This is a genomic window from Streptomyces sp. SudanB5_2050 (assembly GCF_964272335.1).
GTDB classification, from domain to species: Bacteria; Actinomycetota; Actinomycetes; order Streptomycetales; family Streptomycetaceae; genus Streptomyces; species Streptomyces rochei.
This window is the reverse complement of the sequence record NZ_OZ186760.1, coordinates 4,465,416-4,485,171: the sequence shown is the minus strand read 5'-3', so window position 1 is coordinate 4,485,171 and position 19,756 is coordinate 4,465,416. Positions and strand designations below refer to the sequence as shown.

Annotated in this window: 19 protein-coding genes; 6 read left to right on the top strand and 13 right to left on the bottom strand. The window is 71.3% G+C overall.

The genetic code is table 11. The features are described 5' to 3' along the window. Positions 1-16: 16 nt before the first annotated feature. Both mqnP and ACFZP7_RS20010 read right to left on the bottom strand, forming a co-directional pair. Entirely contained in the window at positions 17-922 is a 906-nt protein-coding gene (mqnP, locus tag ACFZP7_RS20015; protein ID WP_385635060.1) for a menaquinone biosynthesis prenyltransferase MqnP, read from the bottom strand. After that, on the bottom strand, positions 919-2,376 hold the full coding sequence (locus ACFZP7_RS20010; RefSeq protein WP_019328484.1) for a menaquinone biosynthesis decarboxylase: 1,458 nt from the start codon (positions 2,374-2,376) through the stop codon (positions 919-921). The genes mqnP and ACFZP7_RS20010 overlap by 4 nt, the downstream gene beginning before the upstream one ends. A gap of 77 nt (positions 2,377-2,453) precedes the next feature. Between ACFZP7_RS20010 and ACFZP7_RS20005 the strand changes: the two genes are divergently transcribed. Beyond that, positions 2,454-2,837 carry a PLD nuclease N-terminal domain-containing protein gene (locus ACFZP7_RS20005; RefSeq protein WP_220672163.1) on the top strand — a complete coding sequence of 128 codons (384 nt, stop codon included), beginning with the start codon at positions 2,454-2,456 and terminating at the stop codon, positions 2,835-2,837. A gap of 21 nt (positions 2,838-2,858) precedes the next feature. Here the strand turns inward: ACFZP7_RS20005 and ACFZP7_RS20000 are convergent, their stop codons facing one another. The 4 genes from ACFZP7_RS20000 to ACFZP7_RS19985 all read right to left on the bottom strand — a co-directional run bounded on the left by ACFZP7_RS20000 (position 2,859) and on the right by ACFZP7_RS19985 (position 6,279). Further along, a complete protein-coding gene (locus ACFZP7_RS20000) occupies positions 2,859-4,721 on the bottom strand; it encodes a protein kinase domain-containing protein (RefSeq protein ID WP_385635057.1) in 1,863 nt (620 codons plus the stop codon). 134 nt (positions 4,722-4,855) lie between these two features. Continuing rightward, complete coding sequence (locus ACFZP7_RS19995) at positions 4,856-5,251, bottom strand: VOC family protein (protein ID WP_355518557.1); 396 nt, start codon at positions 5,249-5,251, stop codon at positions 4,856-4,858. Positions 5,252-5,306: 55 nt separating this feature from the next. Next, the gene (locus tag ACFZP7_RS19990; RefSeq protein ID WP_223780374.1) at positions 5,307-5,420 is read right to left on the bottom strand and encodes a DUF397 domain-containing protein; all 114 of its coding nucleotides are present in this window, start codon (positions 5,418-5,420) and stop codon (positions 5,307-5,309) included. Beyond that, entirely contained in the window at positions 5,383-6,279 is an 897-nt protein-coding gene (locus ACFZP7_RS19985) for a helix-turn-helix transcriptional regulator (RefSeq protein WP_355100284.1), read from the bottom strand. Before ACFZP7_RS19985 ends, ACFZP7_RS19990 begins: the two co-directional genes overlap by 38 nt. A gap of 153 nt (positions 6,280-6,432) precedes the next feature. Between ACFZP7_RS19985 and ACFZP7_RS19980 the strand changes: the two genes are divergently transcribed. The 3 genes from ACFZP7_RS19980 to ACFZP7_RS19970 all read left to right on the top strand — a co-directional run bounded on the left by ACFZP7_RS19980 (position 6,433) and on the right by ACFZP7_RS19970 (position 9,320). Then, on the top strand, positions 6,433-6,993 hold the full coding sequence (locus ACFZP7_RS19980; protein ID WP_246534219.1) for a hypothetical protein: 561 nt from the start codon (positions 6,433-6,435) through the stop codon (positions 6,991-6,993). Between the two features lie 71 nt (positions 6,994-7,064). Beyond that, positions 7,065-7,781, top strand: coding sequence for a TioE family transcriptional regulator (locus ACFZP7_RS19975; RefSeq protein ID WP_385635054.1), 717 nt, complete (start codon positions 7,065-7,067; stop codon positions 7,779-7,781). Positions 7,782-7,919: 138 nt separating this feature from the next. Continuing rightward, positions 7,920-9,320 carry a condensation domain-containing protein gene (locus ACFZP7_RS19970; RefSeq protein ID WP_031019366.1) on the top strand — a complete coding sequence of 467 codons (1,401 nt, stop codon included), beginning with the start codon at positions 7,920-7,922 and terminating at the stop codon, positions 9,318-9,320. A 101-nt stretch (positions 9,321-9,421) separates the two neighbouring features. Here ACFZP7_RS19970 and ccsB read toward each other — a convergent pair whose 3' ends face one another. From ccsB to hemL, 7 genes are all read right to left on the bottom strand, one after another. Beyond that, a complete protein-coding gene (gene ccsB / locus ACFZP7_RS19965) occupies positions 9,422-10,549 on the bottom strand; it encodes a c-type cytochrome biogenesis protein CcsB (protein WP_031019367.1) in 1,128 nt (375 codons plus the stop codon). Next, entirely contained in the window at positions 10,546-12,276 is a 1,731-nt protein-coding gene (locus ACFZP7_RS19960; protein ID WP_019328493.1) for a cytochrome c biogenesis protein ResB, read from the bottom strand. Before ACFZP7_RS19960 ends, ccsB begins: the two co-directional genes overlap by 4 nt. Positions 12,277-12,280: 4 nt before the next feature. Then, positions 12,281-13,051: a cytochrome c biogenesis CcdA family protein gene (locus ACFZP7_RS19955; protein ID WP_019328494.1), complete on the bottom strand. Its 771-nt coding sequence runs from the start codon at positions 13,049-13,051 to the stop codon at positions 12,281-12,283. Position 13,052: 1 nt separating this feature from the next. Next, positions 13,053-13,703, bottom strand: a complete 651-nt coding sequence (locus ACFZP7_RS19950; RefSeq protein WP_125536230.1) for a TlpA disulfide reductase family protein — start codon at positions 13,701-13,703, stop codon at positions 13,053-13,055. A 66-nt stretch (positions 13,704-13,769) separates the two neighbouring features. Then, complete coding sequence (locus ACFZP7_RS19945) at positions 13,770-15,074, bottom strand: hypothetical protein (protein ID WP_193448806.1); 1,305 nt, start codon at positions 15,072-15,074, stop codon at positions 13,770-13,772. 129 nt (positions 15,075-15,203) lie between these two features. Then, the gene (locus ACFZP7_RS19940; protein ID WP_046248932.1) at positions 15,204-15,851 is read right to left on the bottom strand and encodes a histidine phosphatase family protein; all 648 of its coding nucleotides are present in this window, start codon (positions 15,849-15,851) and stop codon (positions 15,204-15,206) included. Between the two features lie 38 nt (positions 15,852-15,889). Continuing rightward, on the bottom strand, positions 15,890-17,206 hold the full coding sequence (hemL, locus tag ACFZP7_RS19935; protein WP_019328498.1) for a glutamate-1-semialdehyde 2,1-aminomutase: 1,317 nt from the start codon (positions 17,204-17,206) through the stop codon (positions 15,890-15,892). Positions 17,207-17,569: 363 nt separating this feature from the next. On the opposite strand from hemL, the gene ACFZP7_RS19930 reads away from it, so the two are divergent. Further along, on the top strand, positions 17,570-18,196 hold the full coding sequence (locus ACFZP7_RS19930) for a hypothetical protein (RefSeq protein ID WP_175438048.1): 627 nt from the start codon (positions 17,570-17,572) through the stop codon (positions 18,194-18,196). A 355-nt stretch (positions 18,197-18,551) separates the two neighbouring features. Beyond that, complete coding sequence (locus tag ACFZP7_RS19925; protein WP_127444968.1) at positions 18,552-19,751, top strand: hypothetical protein; 1,200 nt, start codon at positions 18,552-18,554, stop codon at positions 19,749-19,751. Positions 19,752-19,756: the final 5 nt, after the last annotated feature.

Sequence of the window (19,756 nt, the reverse complement as noted above, 5' to 3'; positions counted from 1 at the left end):
CGCAGGCTCAGGGTTTTCAGACGGTGAGCCCCCGCACCAGCAGGTCGAGCAGCGCGCACACGAAGAGCGCGATGCCGATGAAGCCGTTGACGCTGAAGAACGCCCTGTTCAGACGGGTCAGGTCGTGGGGGCGCACGAGGGTGTGCTCGTAGACGAAGGCGCCGGCGACGATCAGCAGGCCCAGCCAGAAGAAGACACCGGCGTCGGTGGCGACGGCGTACCAGACGAACAGGGCCGTGGTGACGGTGTGGCAGGCGCGGGCGCCCCAGATCGCGGCCGGGATGCCGAAGCGGGCCGGGACGGACTTCACGCCGACCTGCCGGTCGGTCTCGACGTCCTGGCAGGCGTAGATCAGGTCGAAGCCGCCGATCCAGACGCCGACGGCGAGGCCGAGGATCACGGCCTCCCAGGACCACTCGCCGCTGATCGCCAGCCAGCCGCCGATCGGGCCCATCGCCTGGGCGAGACCGAGGATGGCCTGCGGGAAGTTCGTGAACCGCTTGCCGTAGGGGTAGACCACCATCGGGATCACGGCGACGGGGGCGAGGGCCAGGCAGAGCGGGTTGAGCAGGGCCGCGGCGCCCAGGAAGACGACCAGGGCGATCAGCGCGCCGGTCCAGGCGTGCTTGACCGACATCGCGCCGGTGACCAGCTCGCGGTGGGCGGTGCGCGGATTGCGGGCGTCGATCTCGCGGTCGATGATCCGGTTGACCGCCATGGCGAAGGTGCGCAGGCCCACCATCGCGACGGTGACCAGGAGCAGCCGGCCCCAGTGGATGTTCTCGTCCCACTCGTACATCGCGGTCAGCGCGGCGATGTACGCGAAGGGCAGGGCGAAGACCGAGTGCTCGATCATCACCAGGCGCAGGAACGCCTTGGTGCGCCCCGGCTGCTGCGGCAGCGCGGCGGAAGCCGACGTCACAGTCCGTACTCCTTCCAGCGGCGGTCGACCTTCGCCGCCGTCTCCGGGTCGGACAGCACCATGTCCGGCCAGCCCCCGTCTCGCGTGTACCCCTCCTCGGGCAGCTTCTTCGTGGCGTCGATGCCGGCCTTGCCGCCCCAGAACTGCTGGTAGGAGGCGTGGTCGAGGTGGTCGACCGGGCCTTCGACGACGGTGAGGTCGCGGGCGTAGTCGGTGTTGCCGAGCGCCCGCCAGGCGACCTCGTGCAGGTCGTGGACGTCGCAGTCGGAGTCGACGACCACGATCAGCTTGGTCAGGGACATCATGTGGGCGCCCCAGATGGCGTGCATCACCTTCTGGGCGTGCTTGGGGTACTTCTTGTCGATCGAGACGATCGCGCAGTTGTGGAAGCCGCCGGCCTCGGGGAGGTGGTAGTCCACGATGTCCGGGACGATGATCTTGAGGAGCGGCAGGAAGAAGCGCTCCGTGGCCCTCCCCAGCGGGCCGTCCTCCGTCGGGGGCCGCCCGACCACGATCGACTGGAGCAGCGGACGCTTCCGCATCGTCACGCAGTCGATCTTCAGGGCGGGGAAGGGCTCCTGCGGGGTGTAGAAGCCGGTGTGGTCGCCGAAGGGGCCCTCGGGAAGCATCTCGCCGGGCTCCAGCCAGCCCTCGATGACGACCTCCGCCTGCGCGGGGACCTGGAGCGGGACCGTCTTGCAGTCGACCATCTCGATCCGCTTGCCCTGGAGGAACCCGGCGAACAGGTACTCGTCGATGTCGCCGGGCAGGGGGGCGGTGGAGGCGTACGTCACGGCGGGCGGGCAGCCGAAGGCGATGGCGACCGGCAGGCGCTCCCCGCGCCGGGCCGCGACCTGGTAGTGGTTGCGGCTGTCCTTGTGGATCTGCCAGTGCATGCCGATGGTGCGCTTGTCGTGGCGCTGGAGGCGGTACAGGCCCAGGTTGCGGACGCCCGTCTCCGGGTCCTTGGTGTGGGTGAGGCCCAGGTTGAAGAAGGAGCCGCCGTCGTCGGGCCAGGTGAAGAGCGCGGGGAGGCGGTCGAGGTCCACGTCGTCCCCGTGCAGGACGACCTCCTGGACGGGCGCGGTGCCCGGCTTCACCTTCTTCGGCGGCACGTGCGTCATCGCGCCGAGCTTCCCGAAGGCCTCGCGGATGCCGACGAAGCCCTGGGGCAGCTCGGGCTTGAGCAGCCCGCCGATCTTCTCCGAGATCTCGGAGTACGACTTCAGGCCGAGGGCCTTGAGCAGGCGCCGGTCGGTGCCGAACACGTTCATCGCGAGGGGCATGTCGGAGCCCTTCACGTTCTCGAAGAGCAGGGCGGGGCCGCCGGCCTTGTTCACCCGGTCGACGATCTCCCCGACCTCCAGGTACGGGTCCACCTCGGCCTTGATGCGCTTGAGGTCGCCCTCGCGCTCCAGCGCCCTGAGCAGGGAGCGAAGATCGTCGTAAGCCATGCGGTCCAGTATCCCCGAGCGGCTACCCTGGCCCTGTACCGACCCTGTACTCCCACCGCTTTCGCTGGAGAGGCTCCATGCTTCGGGTGCTGATGTTCCTGATCCCACTGGCATTGAGCGTCTATGCGTTCATCGACTGCATCAGCACCAAGGACGACGACATCCGGCACATGCCCAAGCCGCTGTGGGCGATCCTCGTGCTGCTCTTCCCGCTGGTCGGGTCGATCTCCTGGATCATCGCGGGCAAGAAGCGGCAGCCGGCCGGCTCGTCGCCGTGGCAGGGCGGCGGCGGACGCCGGCAGTGGGTCGCGCCGGACGACAATCCCGACTTCCTGAAGTCGCTGGGCGACCGGCCCGGTGCCGCGGACGAGGACCGGGCCGAGGACGGTCCCCGGGACACCGGCCGCGGCGGTCCCGAGGACGACGAGGACCGCAGGGGCGGCAAGCGCGACGGGGCCTGACCCTCGCCGCGCCCCCCTCCGTCAGATCCTGGTCCAGCGCTGGGAGGCGGAGCCGGTGCAGGTCGTGGTGGTCAGGCCGATCCTGGACGCCCGGCGGTTGAGGTCGAGGCAGCCGCCGGTGTTGAGGTTCTTGAGCGAGCCGTTCGCCCCCTGCTGCCACTCCCCGCCGAACGAGCCGCAGGTGTCCTTGACCAGCCAGGCGTTCGCGGTCCTGGAGTGGAGGCACTCGGCCGTGCCCACGTTGAGGATTCTGAAGGCCCCGCCCGAGGTGCCCTGGAAGCGGAAGACGGCGATGTCGCCCCCGCAGGTGCCGTCGTCGACGGGGGTGCCCATGTACACGCACTTCCCGCTCGACCCGTTCTTCAGCATGAAGGTGTCCGGCACGGACCCGCCGCCGTCCGAACCGCCCTCCTCGGAACCGCCCGCGCCGGACCCGCTCCCGGAGCCCGCACCCGAACCGGACGAACCGCCGGCACCCGACGATCCGTCCGCACCGGAGGACCCGCCCGACGCCGAGGAGCCGCCGGAGCCGGAGCCCTCGCCCAGCGCTCCTCCGGAGGTCCCCGCGTCCCCGTCGCCGGCGGGCGCGGCGCCGCCGTCACCCGCGCCCTTCTCGCCGCCCCCGCCCTTGTCCGCCTTCTCCTTCTCCCCGCCCTCGGGACTGCCGGAAGCGGAAGCGCTCGGACTGGACGTGGCGGTGGCGGAGCCCTCGGGACCCGGGACCGCGGAACCGGTCGCCGTGGGCGGCGCGCCCGCGTTCGCGCCCTGGTCCCCGTCGTCCATCGCGTACGGCAGCAAGGTGACGCCGAGCGTCGTCCCGGTGACGACGACCGGGATCACGAACGCCAGGACCTTGGTACGGCCGCGCCGCTCGCGCGGGGCGGGCCGTCCGTCCGGGACCACGGCCGGCAGGGACGGTTCCCGCTCCTGCGGCTCGGGCGGTTCCCCGGGCTCCGGGACCGTCGAGGCGAAGGCCGCCCGCTCGGCCAGCGGGCCGTTCACCGCCTCGGGCCACAGCGGCTCGGTGAACGGCCCGTGCCGCTGCGCGGTCTCCACCAGCTCGGCCGCCGTCGGCCGGCCCTCGTGGTCCTTGTCCAGGCAGGCGGCGACGACGTCGGCGAGTTCGGCGTCCAGCTCGCGCAGCGGCTGGAGGTCGGGCTCCTCGTGCACGATGCGGTAGAGCACCGCGTGCCCCGACTCGTCCCCGAAGGGGGGCCGGCCGGAGGCGGCGTAGGCGAGGACCGAGCCCAGCGCGAAGACGTCGACCACGCCGCTGGACGCCCGTTTCCCGGACGCCTGCTCGGGCGACATGTAGGCGGGCGTGCCCACCACCATGCCGGTCCGGGTCAGCTGGCTCTGCTCGGCGGCCCGGGCCACACCGAAGTCGATGAGGGTGGCACCGTCGAGCGTGAGCATCACGTTGGACGGCTTCAGGTCCCGGTGCACCATGTCCAGCGCGTGCACGGCCGCCAGCCCGGCGGCGGCCTCGCGCAGCAGCAGCCACAGTGCCCCGGCGGGCAGCGGACCGTGCAGGTCGACGGCCTCGCGCAGGGTGATGCCGGGGACGTAGGCGGTGGCGAACCACGGGGGACGGGCGTCCCGGTCCCCCGCGAGCAGCGGCGCGGTCGCCTCCTCGGGCAGGCGCGCGAGGTTGTCCAGCTCGTGCCCGAAGCGGCGCAGGAAGTCCTTGTCCTCGGCGACGACCGAGGGCAGCACCTGCTTGACGGCCGCGTAGCGGCCCTCGTGGACGCCGAGGTAGACCCGGCCCATGCCACCGGCCCCGAGCCGGCCCAGCAGCGGGATCGGCCCGATCCGGCGCGGGTCCTCGTCCTCCAACGGCTCGGCGCCACTGCCCGTGAGGCCGGATACGGCTTCCCCGCTCAACTCTGTCCCCGTTCACCTGTCGCCGCGAGCGCCCGTGGGGCCGCCACGGCGCTCACGGGAAGCTACATCTTTAGCACGACGCCCCCCAAGTACGGTGCCGTATACGTCTGGTGAGACTCCGTCAGCGAAGATCGTCACCCGGCCCGCTCGACGGCTTCCGGTGTCACCGGGGTGAAGAAGTTGACCAGATTGCCGTCCGGGTCGCGGAAGAGGAAGGCGCGGTTGCCCCAGGGCATCGTCGTGGGTTCCTTGACGATGTCGTCCACGGAGCCGGCCAGGTCGCGGTGGACGGCGTCCACGTCGTCGACGCGGAACTCGATGACGGCGCTGCGGTTGTCGGCCGGGCGGGCGGAGCCGGGGGCGAAGAGCGGCACCGTCCGGGTGCTGCCGATCGCGAGGGTGCCGGAGCCGGTGCGGATCTCGGCGAAGTCCTCGGTGGCCCAGGTCGCGCGGAGCGAGGTGACGCGTTCGTAGAACTCGACGAGGCGGGCGACGTCGGCCGTGATGACGCGGATCGAGACGAGGTTCATGGGCGGGCTCCTGGTGATCGGGGCTGTCGTGCCCGGACCCTAGGAGCCATGTAGGTCACCGGAGGGCCGCGATGAACACCGTCCAGGCGGAACGGCCGACGACCAGGACCGGGCCGTCGGGGTCCTTGCTGTCACGCACGGGGACGGCGCCGGGGAAACGGGGGGCCACTTCTACGCAGTTGCCGCCGTTGTCGCCGCTGTAGCTGCTCTTGATCCAGGTCGCCGCGCCGAACTCGTGCTTGTCCATCCTGCTGGAACCCCTCCAACGCGTCACTGATCAGAGCGGCGGAATCAGGAGCCGACGGAGCATCCGCCCTGAGCACATCGTACGTCTGGCTGTGTCGCCTGAAGAGGGCCGGATCGTCGCTGAAGTGGCCTCGGTCCAGCGACTCCGAGTACACCCACCGCTGCCCGTCGGGAAGTTCGATCAACGACATGGAGGCGTTGGGCCGGATCAGAACCGCGAGGCCCGCGGGAGCGATCTGGACGCGGATGTTCGGGCGGCGTCCGACGTCCAGCAGGTGTGCGCACTGACCGCGCATGACCGCCGGACCTCCGACGACCGTGCGCAGACAACTCTCGTCCAGCACCACGTGGTAGGCCGGACCGCCTGCGTCCAGGAACCGCCGCTGACGACTCATGCGGGCCCGCACGCGTTCCTCCGCCTCATCGGGATCGGCCACCCGCGAGAACAACGCCCGCGCGTACTCCTCCGTCTGCAACAACCCCGGGATCACGCGCTCCTGGTACTCCCGCAGCGCCACCGCGACCGCGTCCATCTCCGCCCGCCGCCGGAACCAGTCCGGATGCTCCACCTCCGGATACCAGTCGATCCGGCCCCACAACCGCCCCAGCACCCCGCCCGTGCCCAGCAGTTCGTCGCACGACTTCGCGAACGTGTCCTGCGGCACCCGCGACCCCGCCTCCACCCGCGCCACGTGCGAGCGGTCGCACGGGATGCGGACCGCGAGCCCTTCCTGGGTGAGCCCGGCGGCCTCCCTGAAGTGGCGCAACACCTCCCCGAACACGGCGGCCGTACTCGCCCCCGGCCCCTCGGCGTTGCGTCGCCCCACGATCGCGCCTCCCCTTCGTGACAGTGCGCGAGTGTCACGCGTCGAGCATTGCTCCCGACGATTCCCCTGGGCGACGCTCGATACACCCACAGTCACGGAGGTTGCACGATGGATCGTGAGGGACGACTGAGCGCGGCGGTGCGCGCGGCCAACGACCGGTCGTTCGCGGACGCGTCGACGGCACGGGCGCTGGTCGCCCTGCCGCCGCCGCCCGAACCGGTCGCCGGCTGCGCCGCCTGCGCGCAGTTGGCCGCGCTGCGCTCCCACGCCCGGGCCGTCGGTGACGGCAGCGCCGAGACCGACGCCGACGTACTGCTCGCCCGGCACCGGCGGCAGGCGCACGAGCGGACGCGCCGCGTCTTCCGGTACGTGCCGTTCGTGATCGCCCAGGACCCGTCCGCGCTGCCCGAGTACGAGGCGCGCTGCGTCTCCGGGGACGAGGCCGACTGCGGCGCCTCCTCCGGGCCGTGCCGTGGCCCGGAGGAGGTGGAGGAGTGGCAGCGCGGGCACACCCGGGAGACCCGGCACCTGCGCTACCGGCGCCTCTTCGCGGACTACGCCGTGCTGGAGCCGGTCATGAGCCGGACGGGCTCTGCCGGAGCCACAGATCGCACCGGTGGTCCCGGGGGAACGTGGGCGGGGGTGCCCGACACGCCGCCGAGGACGTAGCGGATCTCGGAGCCGTGCGGGGCGCCCATCGGGAAGCTCCGGTCCCGGGCGCGGGCCATACCCTCGACGCGATGACGAACGACCGCCGTCTGCGCACCGTCGACCTGGCCCGCCTCGCCGGCCTCTCGACCCAGCAGATCCGCAACTACGAGGACGCCGGTGTCCTGCCGCCGGCCGGGCGCACCGACTCCGGCCACCGGGTCTTCGGCGAACGGCACCGCCGGGCGCTGCTGACGTACCGGCGGCTGCTCCAGGGGTACGGGCCGGTGGTGGCCACGGCGGTCATGCGGACCGTGCACGCCGGGGACGTGCCCGGCGCGCTCGCCCGCGTGGACGCCGCGCACGCCGCGCTGCACGAGGAGCGGGTCTCGCTGCGGGCGGCGAAGGAGGCGCTGGCCGCGCTCGCCGGGCGGGAGACCGGGCCGCCGCCCGGCTCCGGGGGGCTGCGCATCGGCGAGGTGGCCGCGCTGATCGGCGTACGGACGTCCGCGCTGCGGGTGTGGGAGGCGGCGGGGCTGCTCGCGCCCGACCGGGAACGGGGCACCGGGTACCGCGTGTACCGGCCCGCCGACGTGCGCGACGCCCGGGTGGTGCACACGCTGCGCCGCAGCCACTACCTGTTCGACCAGATCCGTCCCGTCCTGGACGGCCTGCGGCGGGAGGGGGGCAGTGCGGCGCTGCGCGCGGCGGTCGAGGAGCGCGGGCGGCTCCTCACCGCGCGGACCCGGGCGATGCTGGCGGGAGCGGGCGCGCTCCACGCCTACCTGGAGGATGTGGAGGACCCGTGACGGCGGCCCGGCGGCGAGGGCGTACCGCCGTTCGAGGGGCCATCCGTTCCGTTGAAGAGTGCCGACACACCGTGTACGCGGTCGCGGGCACGGCATTCCCTTGGTCGGGTCTGTTACATCTGCGAACGGAGACCCCTCGTGCGACTGACCGACATCCACCGCTGCGAGATCCGGCCCGGGCGCCTCGTCGAGTGGACGCTCAGTCCGGCGACCGTCGAGGTCGCGGCGGCGCTGCCGGAGGACGCGCGGCCACCGGCGTACATCCAGGAGTCGCACATCCGGACGGCCCGGTCGGTGCGCGACGACGGCCTGTTCGTGCCGACCTGGCTGGGCGCGGCCTTCGACCTCCCGGGCCCCGTCGACCTCGACGTGCTCCAGGAGGCGCTGCGCACCTGGACCCTGCGGCACGAGACGCTGCGCAGCGGCTTCCGCTGGGACGGCGTCCCCGGCGCCCCCATGCGCAGGTTCACCCTCGACGCGGACGCCGTCTCCCTGCACCGCGAGGACGTCGGCGACTTCCCGGACGCGACGGAACTGGCGCGCCACCTCCAGGACCGCTTCGACCGGGTCGCCGACGCCCTGCGCTGGCCCAACCTCATCTACACGGCGGTCGTCCGCGACGACGGGGTCAGCGTCTACATGGCCTTCGACCACAGCAACGTCGACGCCTACTCCATCTACCGCATCCCCGCCGAGGTCGAGGAGCTGTACGCGGCCGGTGTCGCGGGCCGGAGCGTGCCGCGGCCCCGGGTCGGCAGCTACGTCGACTTCTGCGAGGCCGAACGGGCCGACGCCGACCGGATCGACGGCGACCACGACATCGTGGGCCGCTGGCGGGAGTTCATCCGGCGGTGCGACGGGCGGCTGCCGTCCTTCCCCGTCGACCTCGGCCTGGAGCCGGGCGGCCCGCTGCCCGAGCAGAAGCTGCTGCGCGAGCCGCTGGTGGACGCGGCCGACGCCGCCGCCTTCGAGGCGTACTGCCGTCCCTACGGCGGCAGCCTGGTCGGGGTCCTGGCCGCCACCGCGCTGGCCGTCCACGAGATCGGCGGGGAGTCCGTCTACCGCACCGTCGTCCCGTTCCACACCCGGTCGCGGTCCCAGTGGTCGGAGTCGGTGGGCTGGTACGTGGGCGGCGCGCCGATCGAGGTCCCGGTGACCGGGGCCGGCGACTTCACCGGTGCCCTGCGCACCGTCCGCGCCCAGCTCCAGGCCAACCGGCGGATGTCCCGCATGCCGATCGACCGGGTGCTGCGCCTGCTCGGCACGGACTTCCGGCCGACCTCGCCCGACCTGTACTCGATCGTGTCCTACGTCGACGCCCGCGGTGTCCCCGGCGCCGACGGCTGGCCGGACCGCACGGCGTACGCCCTGCTCCGGGTCTCCTACGGCGACCAGGTGTGCGCCTGGGTCACCCGGCTCCCGGAGGGCCTGTGGTTCGCCGCCCGCTACCCGGACACCGACGTCGCCCACAAGAACCTGAGCCTGTACGTGGAGCGGCTGCGGGACGTCGTCACGGGCGTCGCCCGCGGCCGTCCCTAGGCACGATGCGTCCCCGCGTCTCCGGCCCGTCCGTACGCCGAAGGCCGGCTCCCGTGACGTGGGTCACGCGAACCGGCCTTCGGCGTACGGGCGTCGGCGGGTCAGAAGCCCACGGACTGGAGGGCGCCCAGGCCCACGTCCGCGTAGGAGTGCTTGCCGGAGACGAAGATGTTCACGCCGTAGTAGTTGAACAGCCAGCAGGCGAAGGCGGCCAGGGCCAGGTAGGCGGCCTTGCGGCCCTTCCAGCCGGCGGTGGCGCGGGCGTGCAGGTAGCCGGCGTAGGCGACCCAGGTGATGAAGGACCAGGTCTCCTTGGGGTCCCAGCCCCAGTAGCGGCCCCAGGCGTCGCCCGCCCAGATGGCGCCCGCGATGATCGTGAACGTCCACAGCGGGAAGACGGCGGCGTTGACGCGGTAGGCGAACTTGTCGAGGGACGCGGCGGAGGGCAGGCGGTCCAGGACGGAGTCGGCGAAGCGGCCGGGGGTCCCGCCGGAGGCGAGCTTGTTCTCGTAGCCGTCCTTGAACAGGTACAGGATCGTGGAGACCGCGCCGACGTAGAAGACCGCGCCGCAGAAGATCGCGGTGGAGACGTGGATGTACAGCCAGTACGAGTGCAGCGCGGGGACGAGCTGGTCGCTGGCCGTGTAGAGGACCGTGACGGCGAGGCCGAGGTCGAGCAGGACCGTGGTGATCAGCGGGAGGCCGAGCCAGCGGACGTTCTTCTTCAGGGCCAGCAGGACGAGGTACACGCCGACGGCGGTCGTCGTGAAGGTGATGTTGAACTCGTACATGTTGCCCCACGGCGCCCGCTTCACCGACAGCGCGCGGGTGAGCACCCCGCCCGCCTCGATGGCGAAGGCCAGCACGGTGAGGGAGATGGCGATCCGGCCGTAGAGGTCGCCCTTCTCGGTGCCGCCGTGCGCGCCGGGGCCGTCGGGCACGTCACGGGAGCCGGTGGCGGCGCGCACCACGACCTCCGGCCGCTCCAGCACGGCGGTGCCGCCGGCCTTCTTGACGGTGACGGCCGGCGCCGCCTTGGACTTGGCCTTGGCCTTGTCCTCGCCGGACGCGGTGAGCGCGGCGGCGGTGCGACCGACCTTGCTGCGGCTGCCGAAGAGCCACTCGGCGATGTAGGCGAAGAACGCCAGCGTGTAGACGGCCATCGCGGAGTAGATCAGCGTGTTGCTGATGTTCGCGAGGTTCTCGTTGGTTGCGGCGGCGAGAGTCACTTCTCAGGCCCTTCGGCAGGTACGACGTGGGTGTCGGGTGAATCGGGGGTGTCGTCGTCGTTCGTCGGCTCGTACAGGACCGCGGCGAGGTCGCCGAGTTCCTCGGGGACCTTCGCGGACTCGCTGCGTCCGAGGCCGGCCATCTCGACGACCGTGACGCCGTCGTCGCCCTTGACGGCCCGCACCCAGACCCGGCGGCGCTGGATGAACAGGGAGCCGGCGAGACCGAGGATGGCGGCGACGGAGCCGGCCAGCGCCCAGCCGCTGGCGGGCTGCCGGGTCACCTGGAAGTTGGCCCACTCCTGGACGCCGTCGAAGGTGACGGTGCCGGCGCCGTTCGGGAGGGTCATGGTCTCGCCGATCTTCAGCTGCTTCTTGAACAGCTCCCCGTCGGAGTCCTTGAACTCCTCCAGGTTGGTCTTGTCGAGCTGGTAGATGCTCTTGGCGAAGCCCGCGTCGACGCCGAGGTCGCCGTGGTAGGCGGAGAGCGCCAGCATCGGGTTGAGCAGCGCGGGGAAGGTGGAGAGCATCGTGCTGCCCTCGCCGCCGTAGGTCGGCAGGAAGAAGGCGTTGAAGCCGAGCTGCTCCTTCTCGCCCTTCGCGTTGCGGTAGCCGTCGCGGACCATGACGGCGCCGGAGGAGGTGACGTTGGAGTCCAGCGGCAGCAGGGCCGTCGCCTCCTTGTCCATGACGACGTTGCCCTTCGCGTCCTTGACGGTGAGGATCGGCGCGTAGCCGTGGGCGGTGAGGTAGACCTTCGAGCCGTCGATCTCCAGCGGCTTGTTGACCTCGATGACCTTCGACTTCTCGTCGCCGTAGGCGCCCTCGCTGTAGGTGACCTGGGCCTCGTAGACGCGGGGGGTGCCGCGGTTGGGGCCGGTCGCCTCGTAGGTGCCGTGGAAGTCCTTCAGGCTGAAGCTGAAGGGGGTCAGGTCGTGGTCCGGGTCGAAGAGGTTGCCGGACTTGAAGTCGTCGTACTGGGTGAGCGTGTTGGAGAAGCCGTCGCCCTCCAGGATCAGCTTGTTGCCCTCGTACTTGAAGAGCTGGCCCCAGGCGAAGGCGATCAGCATCACGATCAGGGCGACGTGGAAGGCGAGGTTCCCCGCCTCGCGCAGATAGCCCTTCTCGGCGGCGACGGCGTCACCGACCGCGTGGGCGCGGAAGCGGCGCTTCCGCAGCAGCTTCAGCGCGGCCTCGCGGACCTCCTCCGGCTCCGCCCCGGTGCGCCAGGTGGTGTACGCGGGCAGCCGGCTCAGGCGCCGGGGGGCGCCCGGCGGACGGCCGCGCAGCTGGCCCACGAACTGCCAGGTGCGCGGCACGATGCAGCCGATGAGGGAGACGAACAGCAGGATGTAGATCGCGGAGAACCACACCGAGCTGTACACGTGGAAGAGGCCGAGCTTGTCGTAGAGGGGCCCGAGGACGTCGTGCTTGCCGCGGAACTCCTCGACCTTCATGGCGTCGACGCCCTCCTGCGGGATCAGCGACCCCGGGATGGCGCCCAGCGACAGCAGCAGGAGCAGCAGCAGCGCCACCCGCATCGAGGTGAGCTGCCGCCAGAACCAGCGGGCCCAGCCGATGACGCCGAGGGAGGGGAGGTTCGGGGTCTCCTCCTTGGGGGCGGTGGTCAGCTGGGAGCCGGCGGCGCCGAGGTCCTGGTCCTCGCCGGGCGCCGGGGCCCCGTTCGCCGGCGTCTTGCCGGGCGCCGTTTTCGAAGTGCCGCTCATCGGTTCAGATCCCTACAGTGAAGCCGTTGGACCAGGTCTGCATGTCCTGCACGATGCTGTCCCAGGCGCCGGTCAGCAGGAGGAGGCCGGTCGCGATCATCATGCCGCCGCCGATCCGCAGCACCCACACATAGTGGCGCTTGATCCAGCCGAAGGCGCCGAGCGCCTTGCGGAAGGCGACCGCGGCCAGCACGAAGGGCAGGCCGAGGCCCAGGCAGTAGGCGACGGTCAGTATCGCGCCGCGGCCGGCGGTCCCCTGCTGGGAGGAGAGGATCAGCACGGAGGAGAGGGTCGGTCCGATGCAGGGCGTCCAGCCGATACCGAACAGGGCGCCGAGCACGGGGGCACCGATCAGGCCGCTGACCGGCTTCCGGTGGAAGCGGAACTCGCGCTGGGTGAGCCAGGGCATCAGACCCATGAAGAAGACGCCCATGAGGATCATGAAGACGCCCAGCACCTTGGTCAGGACGCCCTGGTTCTCCTGGAGGGTCTGGCCGAAGTAGCCGAACAGCGCGCCGCTGGAGACGAAGACGGCCGTGAAGCCGAGGACGAAGAGGGAGGCGCCGACGACCATCCGCCCGCGCCGGGCCTCCTGGAGGTCGGTGCCGGTGACGCCGGTCACATAGGAGAGGTAGCCGGGGACGAGCGGCAGGACGCAGGGCGAGAAGAAGGAGACGAGGCCGCCGAGCAGCGCGACGGGGAGGGCCACCAGCAGGGCGCCGTTGAGCACCGTGCCGTTGCTGCCCGCCACGGCGAGCGTGGACAGTGCGCTCACGTCACTTCCCCGACCCGCCGGAGGTGTCCTTCAGGTACGGCTCCAGCATCTTGCGGAGCTTCTCCTCGCTCAGCGCCTGGAGGGTGCGGGCGGCGACCTTGCCCTCGCGGTCGATGATCAGCGTCGAGGGGATGGCCTGCGGGTTGAGGGTGCCCTTCTCGAAGCGGAGCATCAGCTTGCCGGCCGGGTCGTACAGGCTCGGGTAGCTGACGCCGAACTCCTCCTCGAAGGCCCTGGCCGGACCGACGGAGGTGTCGCGGGTGTTGATGCCGACGAACTGGACGCCCTGGTCCTTGACGTCCTGGTAGACCTTCTCGAAGTTCTTGGCCTCGGCCCGGCAGGGCGGGCACCAGGAGCCCCACACGTTGAGGACGACGACCTTGCCCCGGTAGTCGTCGACGTCGATCTGTCCGCCGTCGACCGTCTTGCCGGACAGGTCGGGGGCGTCGGCCCGCTCACCCTCCTTGACGGTGGAGATGCCGTCCGAGCCGGTGACGAAGCCGGTCTGCCCGCCCCCGCCCGAGGTGCCGCCCGAGCTGCACGCGGACACGAGCAGCGCCGAGACGGCCGCGCCGGCGGCGAGGGCGGCGCGGCGGCGGACGCGGACGGCTGTGCTGGACGAGCGCAGGGGGGCGCGGCTGGCGGCACTCATGTGAAAAGTTTCGCATGTCCGTTCCGGGGATCTTGGGCACCCCCCTCACGGGCGGAAACCCGCATTTCAGGCGGCGTTTCCGCTGGGTGTCGCGGAGCCGGTGGCGGCGTCCTTGAGGAAGGCGCCCCAGCCGCCGGCCGGCCGCTGCCCGACCTCGACGGTGCGCAGGGCGGCGAGCACCTCCGGCTTCTGCACGTCCAGCCAGTCGGTGAACTGGCGGAAGGAGACCAGCCGGATGTCCTGCCCGCTCTTCTCCTTCTCCCGGGCGATGTGCCGGAGGACGTTCTCGACGGCGTCCATGTAGATGCCGCCGTTCCACTCCTCGAAGTGGTTGCCGATGAAGAACGGCGCCCGATTCGTCTCGTATGCCCGTTTGAAGCCGGATATGTAGGCGTTGGTGGCTTGTTCGCGCCACCCGGGGTAGTTGTGGGCGGGCGCCTTGGTGGAGTTGACGGACTGGTTGGCCAGGATGTTGTAGTCCATCGAGAGCACTTCGAAGGAGTGGCCGGGGAAAGGTATCTGCTGGAGCGGCAGGTCCCAGATGCCGTCCTTCTTCACCGGCCACACCTGACGGCCGCCGGGCGAGGAGGCGTCGTAGCGCCAGCCCAGCTCGCGGGCGGTGGGCAGCAGGTTGTCCTGGCCGAGCAGACAGGGCGTGCGGCCGCCGACCAGCTCCTTGTCGTAGTCGAAGGGCAGCGAGGGCAGGTCGGTCCAGCCGGTGTTGGTCCGCCACTCCTTGACGAAGGACTTCGCCTGGTCGATCTCGCTGCGCCACTGCGCCGGGGTCCAGTTGCCGACCGTGCCGCTGCCGCCGCAGAAGTGGCCGTTGAAGTGGGTGCCGATCTCGTGGCCGTCCAGCCAGGCCCGGCGCACGCCCGCGAGCGTGTCCTTGATGTGGGCGTCGGTGAGGTAGCCGATGTCGGAGGCGCCGCGCGGGTTGTTCGGCGGGTCGTAGAGGCGCTTCTTCGACTCGGGCAGCAGGTACAGCCCGGAGAGGAAGAAGGTCATGTGCGCGCCGTGCTCCTTCGCGAGGTCCAGGAAGCGCGGGAAGAGCCCGTTGCCGACCTCGCCCGCCCCGTCCCAGGAGAAGACGACGAACTGCGGCGGAGTCTCGCCCGGCTCCAGCGGCACGGGGGCGTCCGGCTGGTGGGGCTGCTTGCCGGTGTACGACGTCGAGCCGTCCCCGATGGGCTTGGCGGGAGCCGTCTCGCTGCCCGAAGGCGAGGGCTTCCCGGAGCCGTCGGCCCGGTGCGAGCCGTCCGACGCCGGGTGGGAGCCGGTACCGCAGCCCGCGACCCCGACGGCGGCCGCGGCGCCCGCGCCGAGTCGGAGCATCCCCCTGCGGGTGAGAGTGCGGGTGGAAGTGCGCATCGCAACCTCGTTCGTCACGTCCTCTGGTGGTCACTAGGTCAGAGGACGTGACGAACGTGCGGGTTCCGGAAATTTGTGCGGATCACGTGACGGGGAGTCACATACCGCGGGGTCGGCCGTGCCGGCCCCTCAGGCCCCGTACGCCTTGCCCTGCCCCTTGACCGGCTTGGCGCCGGCGAGGAGGTGGGCGGGGACGAGGTCGCGGGCCGGCTCGGTGTAGCCGACGGAGACGATGCGGTCGCCCCGGTACGTGAACGTCGTCAGGGACGCCAGGGTGCACTGCCGCTTGCGCGGGTCGTGCCACAGGCGCCGCCGCTCGACGTAGGACCGCAGGATCCAGATCGGCAGCTGATGGCTGACCATCACGGCCTCGTGCCCCCGCGCCCGCTCCTTGGCCGCGTCCAGCGCGCCCATCATGCGCACCACCTGGTCGACGTACGGCTCGCCCCAGGACGGCTTGAACGGGTTGACCACGTGCTTCCAGTTGCCGGGCCGGCGCAGCGCGCCGTCGCCGATGCCGAAGGTCTTGCCCTGGAAGACGTTGTCCGCCTCGATGAGCCGCGCGTCGGTGGCGAGGTCCAGCCCGTGCGCCTTGGCGATCGGCGTCGCCGTCTCCTGCGCCCGCTCCAGCGGGGAGGCCACGACATACGTCACGTCCCGCTCGGCCAGGTGCTCGGCGACCCGGTCGGCCATGCGCCGGCCCAGGTCGGAGAGGTGGTAGCCGGGCAGACGGCCGTAGAGGACGCCCGTGGGGTTCTCCACCTCGCCGTGCCGCATGACGTGGACGACGGTCAGTTCCTCGTCGGTGTCGTGGCTCACGCCGTCGCCTCCGCAGCCGCGCGGGCCGCCGCCGGGAGGGCGTCGGCGATGCGCTGGACGGCCCGCTCGTCGTGGGCGGTGGACACGAACCAGGACTCGAAGGAGGACGGCGGCAGGTAGACGCCGTTCGCGAGCAGCGCGTGGAAGAAGGCGGTGTAGCGGAAGGACTCCTGCGCCTTGGCGTCCTCGTAGTCGCGCACCGGGCCGTCGGTGAAGAACACGGAGAACATGTTGGAGGCGGTCTGCAGCGTGTGCGCGACGCCCTCCTTGCTCAGCGCCTCGGTGACCAGGCCCTGGATCTGCTCCGACACGGCGTTGACCTTGGCGTACGCGGCATCGTCGAGCAGCCGCAGCTGGGCGAGCCCGGCGGCGGTGGCGACCGGATTGCCGGAGAGGGTGCCGGCCTGGTAGACGGGCCCGGCGGGCGCGAGGTGCGCCATGACGTCGGCGCGCCCGCCGAACGCGGCGGCGGGGAACCCACCGCCCATGACCTTCCCGAAGGTCATCAGGTCGGGGACGACGCCCTCCACCCCGTACCACCCGGCGCGGCTGGTCCGGAAGCCGGTCATCACCTCGTCGGACACGAACAGCGCGCCGTTGGCCGCGCACGCGTCCTTCAGCCCCTGGTTGAACCCGGGCAGCGGCGGCACGACGCCCATGTTGCCGGGCGACGCCTCGGTGATCACGCAGGCGATCTCGCCGGGGTGGGCGGCGAAGGCGGCGTGCACGGCGTCGAGGTCGTTGTACGGCAGCACGATCGTGTCGCTCGCCTGGGCGCCCGTGACCCCGGGGGTGTCGGGCAGCGCGAAGGTGGCGACGCCGGAGCCGGCGGCGGCGAGGAGCGAGTCGACGTGACCGTGGTAGCAGCCGGCGAACTTGATCACCTTGGTGCGCTGCGTGAAGCCGCGGGCGAGCCGGATGGCGGACATGGTCGCCTCGGTGCCGCTCGACACGAGCCGCACCTCCTCCAGCGGCGCGACCCGCTCCACCATGGCCTCGGCGAGGGCGACCTCACCCTCGGCGGGCGTACCGAAGGAGGTGCCGCGCGCGACCGCCTCCTGCACGGCGGCGACCACCTCGGGGTGGGCGTGCCCGAGGATCATCGGCCCCCAGGAGCAGACGAGGTCGACGTACTCGCGCCCGTCCGCGTCGGTCAGGTACGGCCCGGAGCCGGACACCATGAACCGGGGCGTGCCGCCGACGGCGCGGAAGGCCCGCACCGGCGAGTTCACACCGCCGGGCGTGACGGCCGCCGCGCGGTCGAACAGAGCCTGCGAGGCCGGTGCTTCGTATGGATATGCCAGTTCGCTCATGACCTGCGACTTCTCCGACCTTCTCGTCCTTCTCCGACTTCTCGGACCCTGCGCGGGCCTCGACCGGCCCCTGTCCGGCTCCCGCTCGGCCTCTGGTTGCCCAGGGTGACCTCAATCAGGGTAGACAACCCGCCCGACCGCCGTACCGTCTGCCAGACTGGAGCCCATCCACGCAGCTCACGCGGGCGGCGCGGAGAGGGGCCGCCGGCCGTGCCGCGGACGCGTGTCGGACATGCGACGGGCATACGACGGGCATATGTCCGACCGCACGTTTCGGCGAGCGGCCGTGGGGGAGGTCACTGACACGATGATCGGGTTGCGCGGCTGGGGCCACGCGTCCTAGAAAAGCAGTCGGGTGGAGATATGCATCGCGGTGGCGGACTGGGCGAGGGGACCGACGACCTGGGTCCTCGACGTGCCCGGCGGGGAAGGCACCGGCGCGAGGCGGCGGAATCGACCGAAGCACGTCAGGCACACGGCACCCCGGGCGAGCCCGACCGGCTCGCCGGGCAGGCCGACCGGCTGGGGGCGGGGAGCAGGAATGGTGGTCGGGTGGGGGTGACCTACAAGTACTTCGGCGCGCCCGACGGCGCGACCGCGGCCCGCGTCCCGATCTCGATGCGCCCCGAGGAACTGGGCGGCGACGAGCTGGGGATGAACGGCATGTTCACCAAGATCAAGCCGGAGACCATGGCCGCGATGGTCCTCACCGGCATCGAGGGCGTGCCCCTGCACAAGGTCCCGCCCCTCGAACTGGTCGTCCTGCACCCCGACTACGCGGTCGTCAAGCTCCCCATGACGGTCGTCGACCCCCTGCGCGGCATCGGCGAGGAGGCGGTCGGCGCGGCGGCCTTCATCTGGTCGACGGTCCCGGACCGGGGCGGACCGCGGGACGCGTTCAACGTGTACCAGCTGCTGCACGAGTGGCAGGACTTCTCGCACCGGCTGCATGAGGCGGGGCATCAGCCGTATTGCCTGGTGTGGCCCTGAGGCTCGGAGCCTCGGCGGTGGCGGGCGGGGTCTTCGGGCCTCGCCCTTTTGCTTGCCGGGGAGGGGCCGTCAGGCGGGCAGGGCACGTCGCCCGTCGCCGACCGCCGTGCCGGGGCCGCCGTGCCGGGTCCGGTGAGGCGAGGCGAGGCGAGGCGAGGCGAGGACACGATCGCCGATGCGCACGGCATCCGCCCGCTCGGTTGGCCCACCAGGGGGACCGCGCGGCCCTGCGGGTGTGTGCGGTGGCTGGAAGTCGCCCGTCGTGAACAGACTGAGGAACCCGTCTGTGCTCGTCGCCCGACACGGGGTACTCCGACGGCGCGCGGATCCCCCTCGTCGTCAGGAGGCACGGCCCATGACGTTCAATCCGTTGGAGCAGCGGGGTATCCCGCTGGACCGCCAGCTACGGAGCTGGCGCGAGCTGAACGTGGACCCGATCGACCCGGACCACTGCGACCCGTACACCCGCTGCCGGATCATCACGATGAACGGCATCGAGGTGGAGGCGATCCTCTTCAGCCACCAGCTCGCCCGGAACACGGTCGATCCTGAGGTCAAGCGGCAGCTGGCCCGGGTCCGCTACATCGAGGCGCAGCAGCAGAAGGTCGTGAACTGGCTGCTCCCGGGTGTCTCCTCGGTGCTGGAGACGACGATCGCCTACGAGCAGGTGGCGGTGGACCTGACGGCGTGGGTGGCGCGGATGGAGCCGGACCCGTACCTGAAGCAGGCGTACCAGTTCGGTGTGCTGGAGGACTTCGACCACCTGTACCGGTACGCGAACCTGTACGAGATGATCGAGCACCGCAAGGCGGAGTCGATCGTCGACAACCTGACCGAGGTCATGCCCGGCCGGCCCACCCGGTTCCACCACCGCGATCCGGTCGACAACGTCCGCGACCCGTACGCCAAGGACGAGACGGACCCGCTCTCCAAGCTGCACGCCCTGACGATCATGTCGGCGGAGCAGCAGACCATGAACTTCTACATGAACACCGGCCCCACCTACATGGAGCCGATCGCCCGCCAGCTCTACCAGGAGATCGGGCTGATCGAGGAGGAGCACGTCACCCACTACGAGTCCCTGGTGGACCCGGGTGAGACGTGGTGGGAGCAGTTGGTCAACCACGAGTACAACGAGTGCTACCTGTACTACTCCTTCATGGAGCAGGAGAGCGACCCCAAGGTCAAGGCGATCTGGGAGCTGCACCTGAACATGGAGCTGGAGCACCTGCACGCCGCCTGCGACCTGATGCGCCGGCACGACGGCCGCGACCCCGCCTCCGTGCTGGCCCCCGAGCTGCCCAACGTGCTCACCTTCGAGCCGAACAAGGGCTATCTGCGCGAGTTGCTGGACACCCAGATGGACCTGACGACTCTCGGTGCCGGATACGTGCGGGAGGCTCACGAGCGGTTCGAGAAGATGCAGGAACAGATCCACGGCGGCGAGGCGCCCCCGAGCGACCGGGTGATGACCCAGCACGACGAGATGTTCGGCCGCGAGTACCGCGTCCAGACCGAGGGCGAGCACCCCGACCCCACGCAGCGCGAGAAGTAGGGGAG

Coding starts and splice junctions, on each gene's coding strand:
- ACFZP7_RS20010 (WP_019328484.1), bottom strand. CDS start 2,376: ATGGCTTACGACGATCTTCGCTCCCTGCTCAGGGCGCTGGAGCGCGAG.
- ACFZP7_RS20005 (WP_220672163.1), top strand. CDS start 2,454: ATGCTTCGGGTGCTGATGTTCCTGATCCCACTGGCATTGAGCGTCTAT.
- ACFZP7_RS19995 (WP_355518557.1), bottom strand. CDS start 5,251: ATGAACCTCGTCTCGATCCGCGTCATCACGGCCGACGTCGCCCGCCTC.
- ACFZP7_RS19980 (WP_246534219.1), top strand. CDS start 6,433: ATGGATCGTGAGGGACGACTGAGCGCGGCGGTGCGCGCGGCCAACGAC.
- ACFZP7_RS19975 (WP_385635054.1), top strand. CDS start 7,065: ATGACGAACGACCGCCGTCTGCGCACCGTCGACCTGGCCCGCCTCGCC.
- ACFZP7_RS19960 (WP_019328493.1), bottom strand. CDS start 12,276: ATGAGCGGCACTTCGAAAACGGCGCCCGGCAAGACGCCGGCGAACGGG.
- ACFZP7_RS19950 (WP_125536230.1), bottom strand. CDS start 13,703: ATGAGTGCCGCCAGCCGCGCCCCCCTGCGCTCGTCCAGCACAGCCGTC.
- ACFZP7_RS19945 (WP_193448806.1), bottom strand. CDS start 15,074: ATGCGCACTTCCACCCGCACTCTCACCCGCAGGGGGATGCTCCGACTC.
- ACFZP7_RS19940 (WP_046248932.1), bottom strand. CDS start 15,851: ATGCGGCACGGCGAGGTGGAGAACCCCACGGGCGTCCTCTACGGCCGT.
- hemL (WP_019328498.1), bottom strand. CDS start 17,206: ATGAGCGAACTGGCATATCCATACGAAGCACCGGCCTCGCAGGCTCTG.
- ACFZP7_RS19930 (WP_175438048.1), top strand. CDS start 17,570: ATGCATCGCGGTGGCGGACTGGGCGAGGGGACCGACGACCTGGGTCCT.
- ACFZP7_RS19925 (WP_127444968.1), top strand. CDS start 18,552: ATGACGTTCAATCCGTTGGAGCAGCGGGGTATCCCGCTGGACCGCCAG.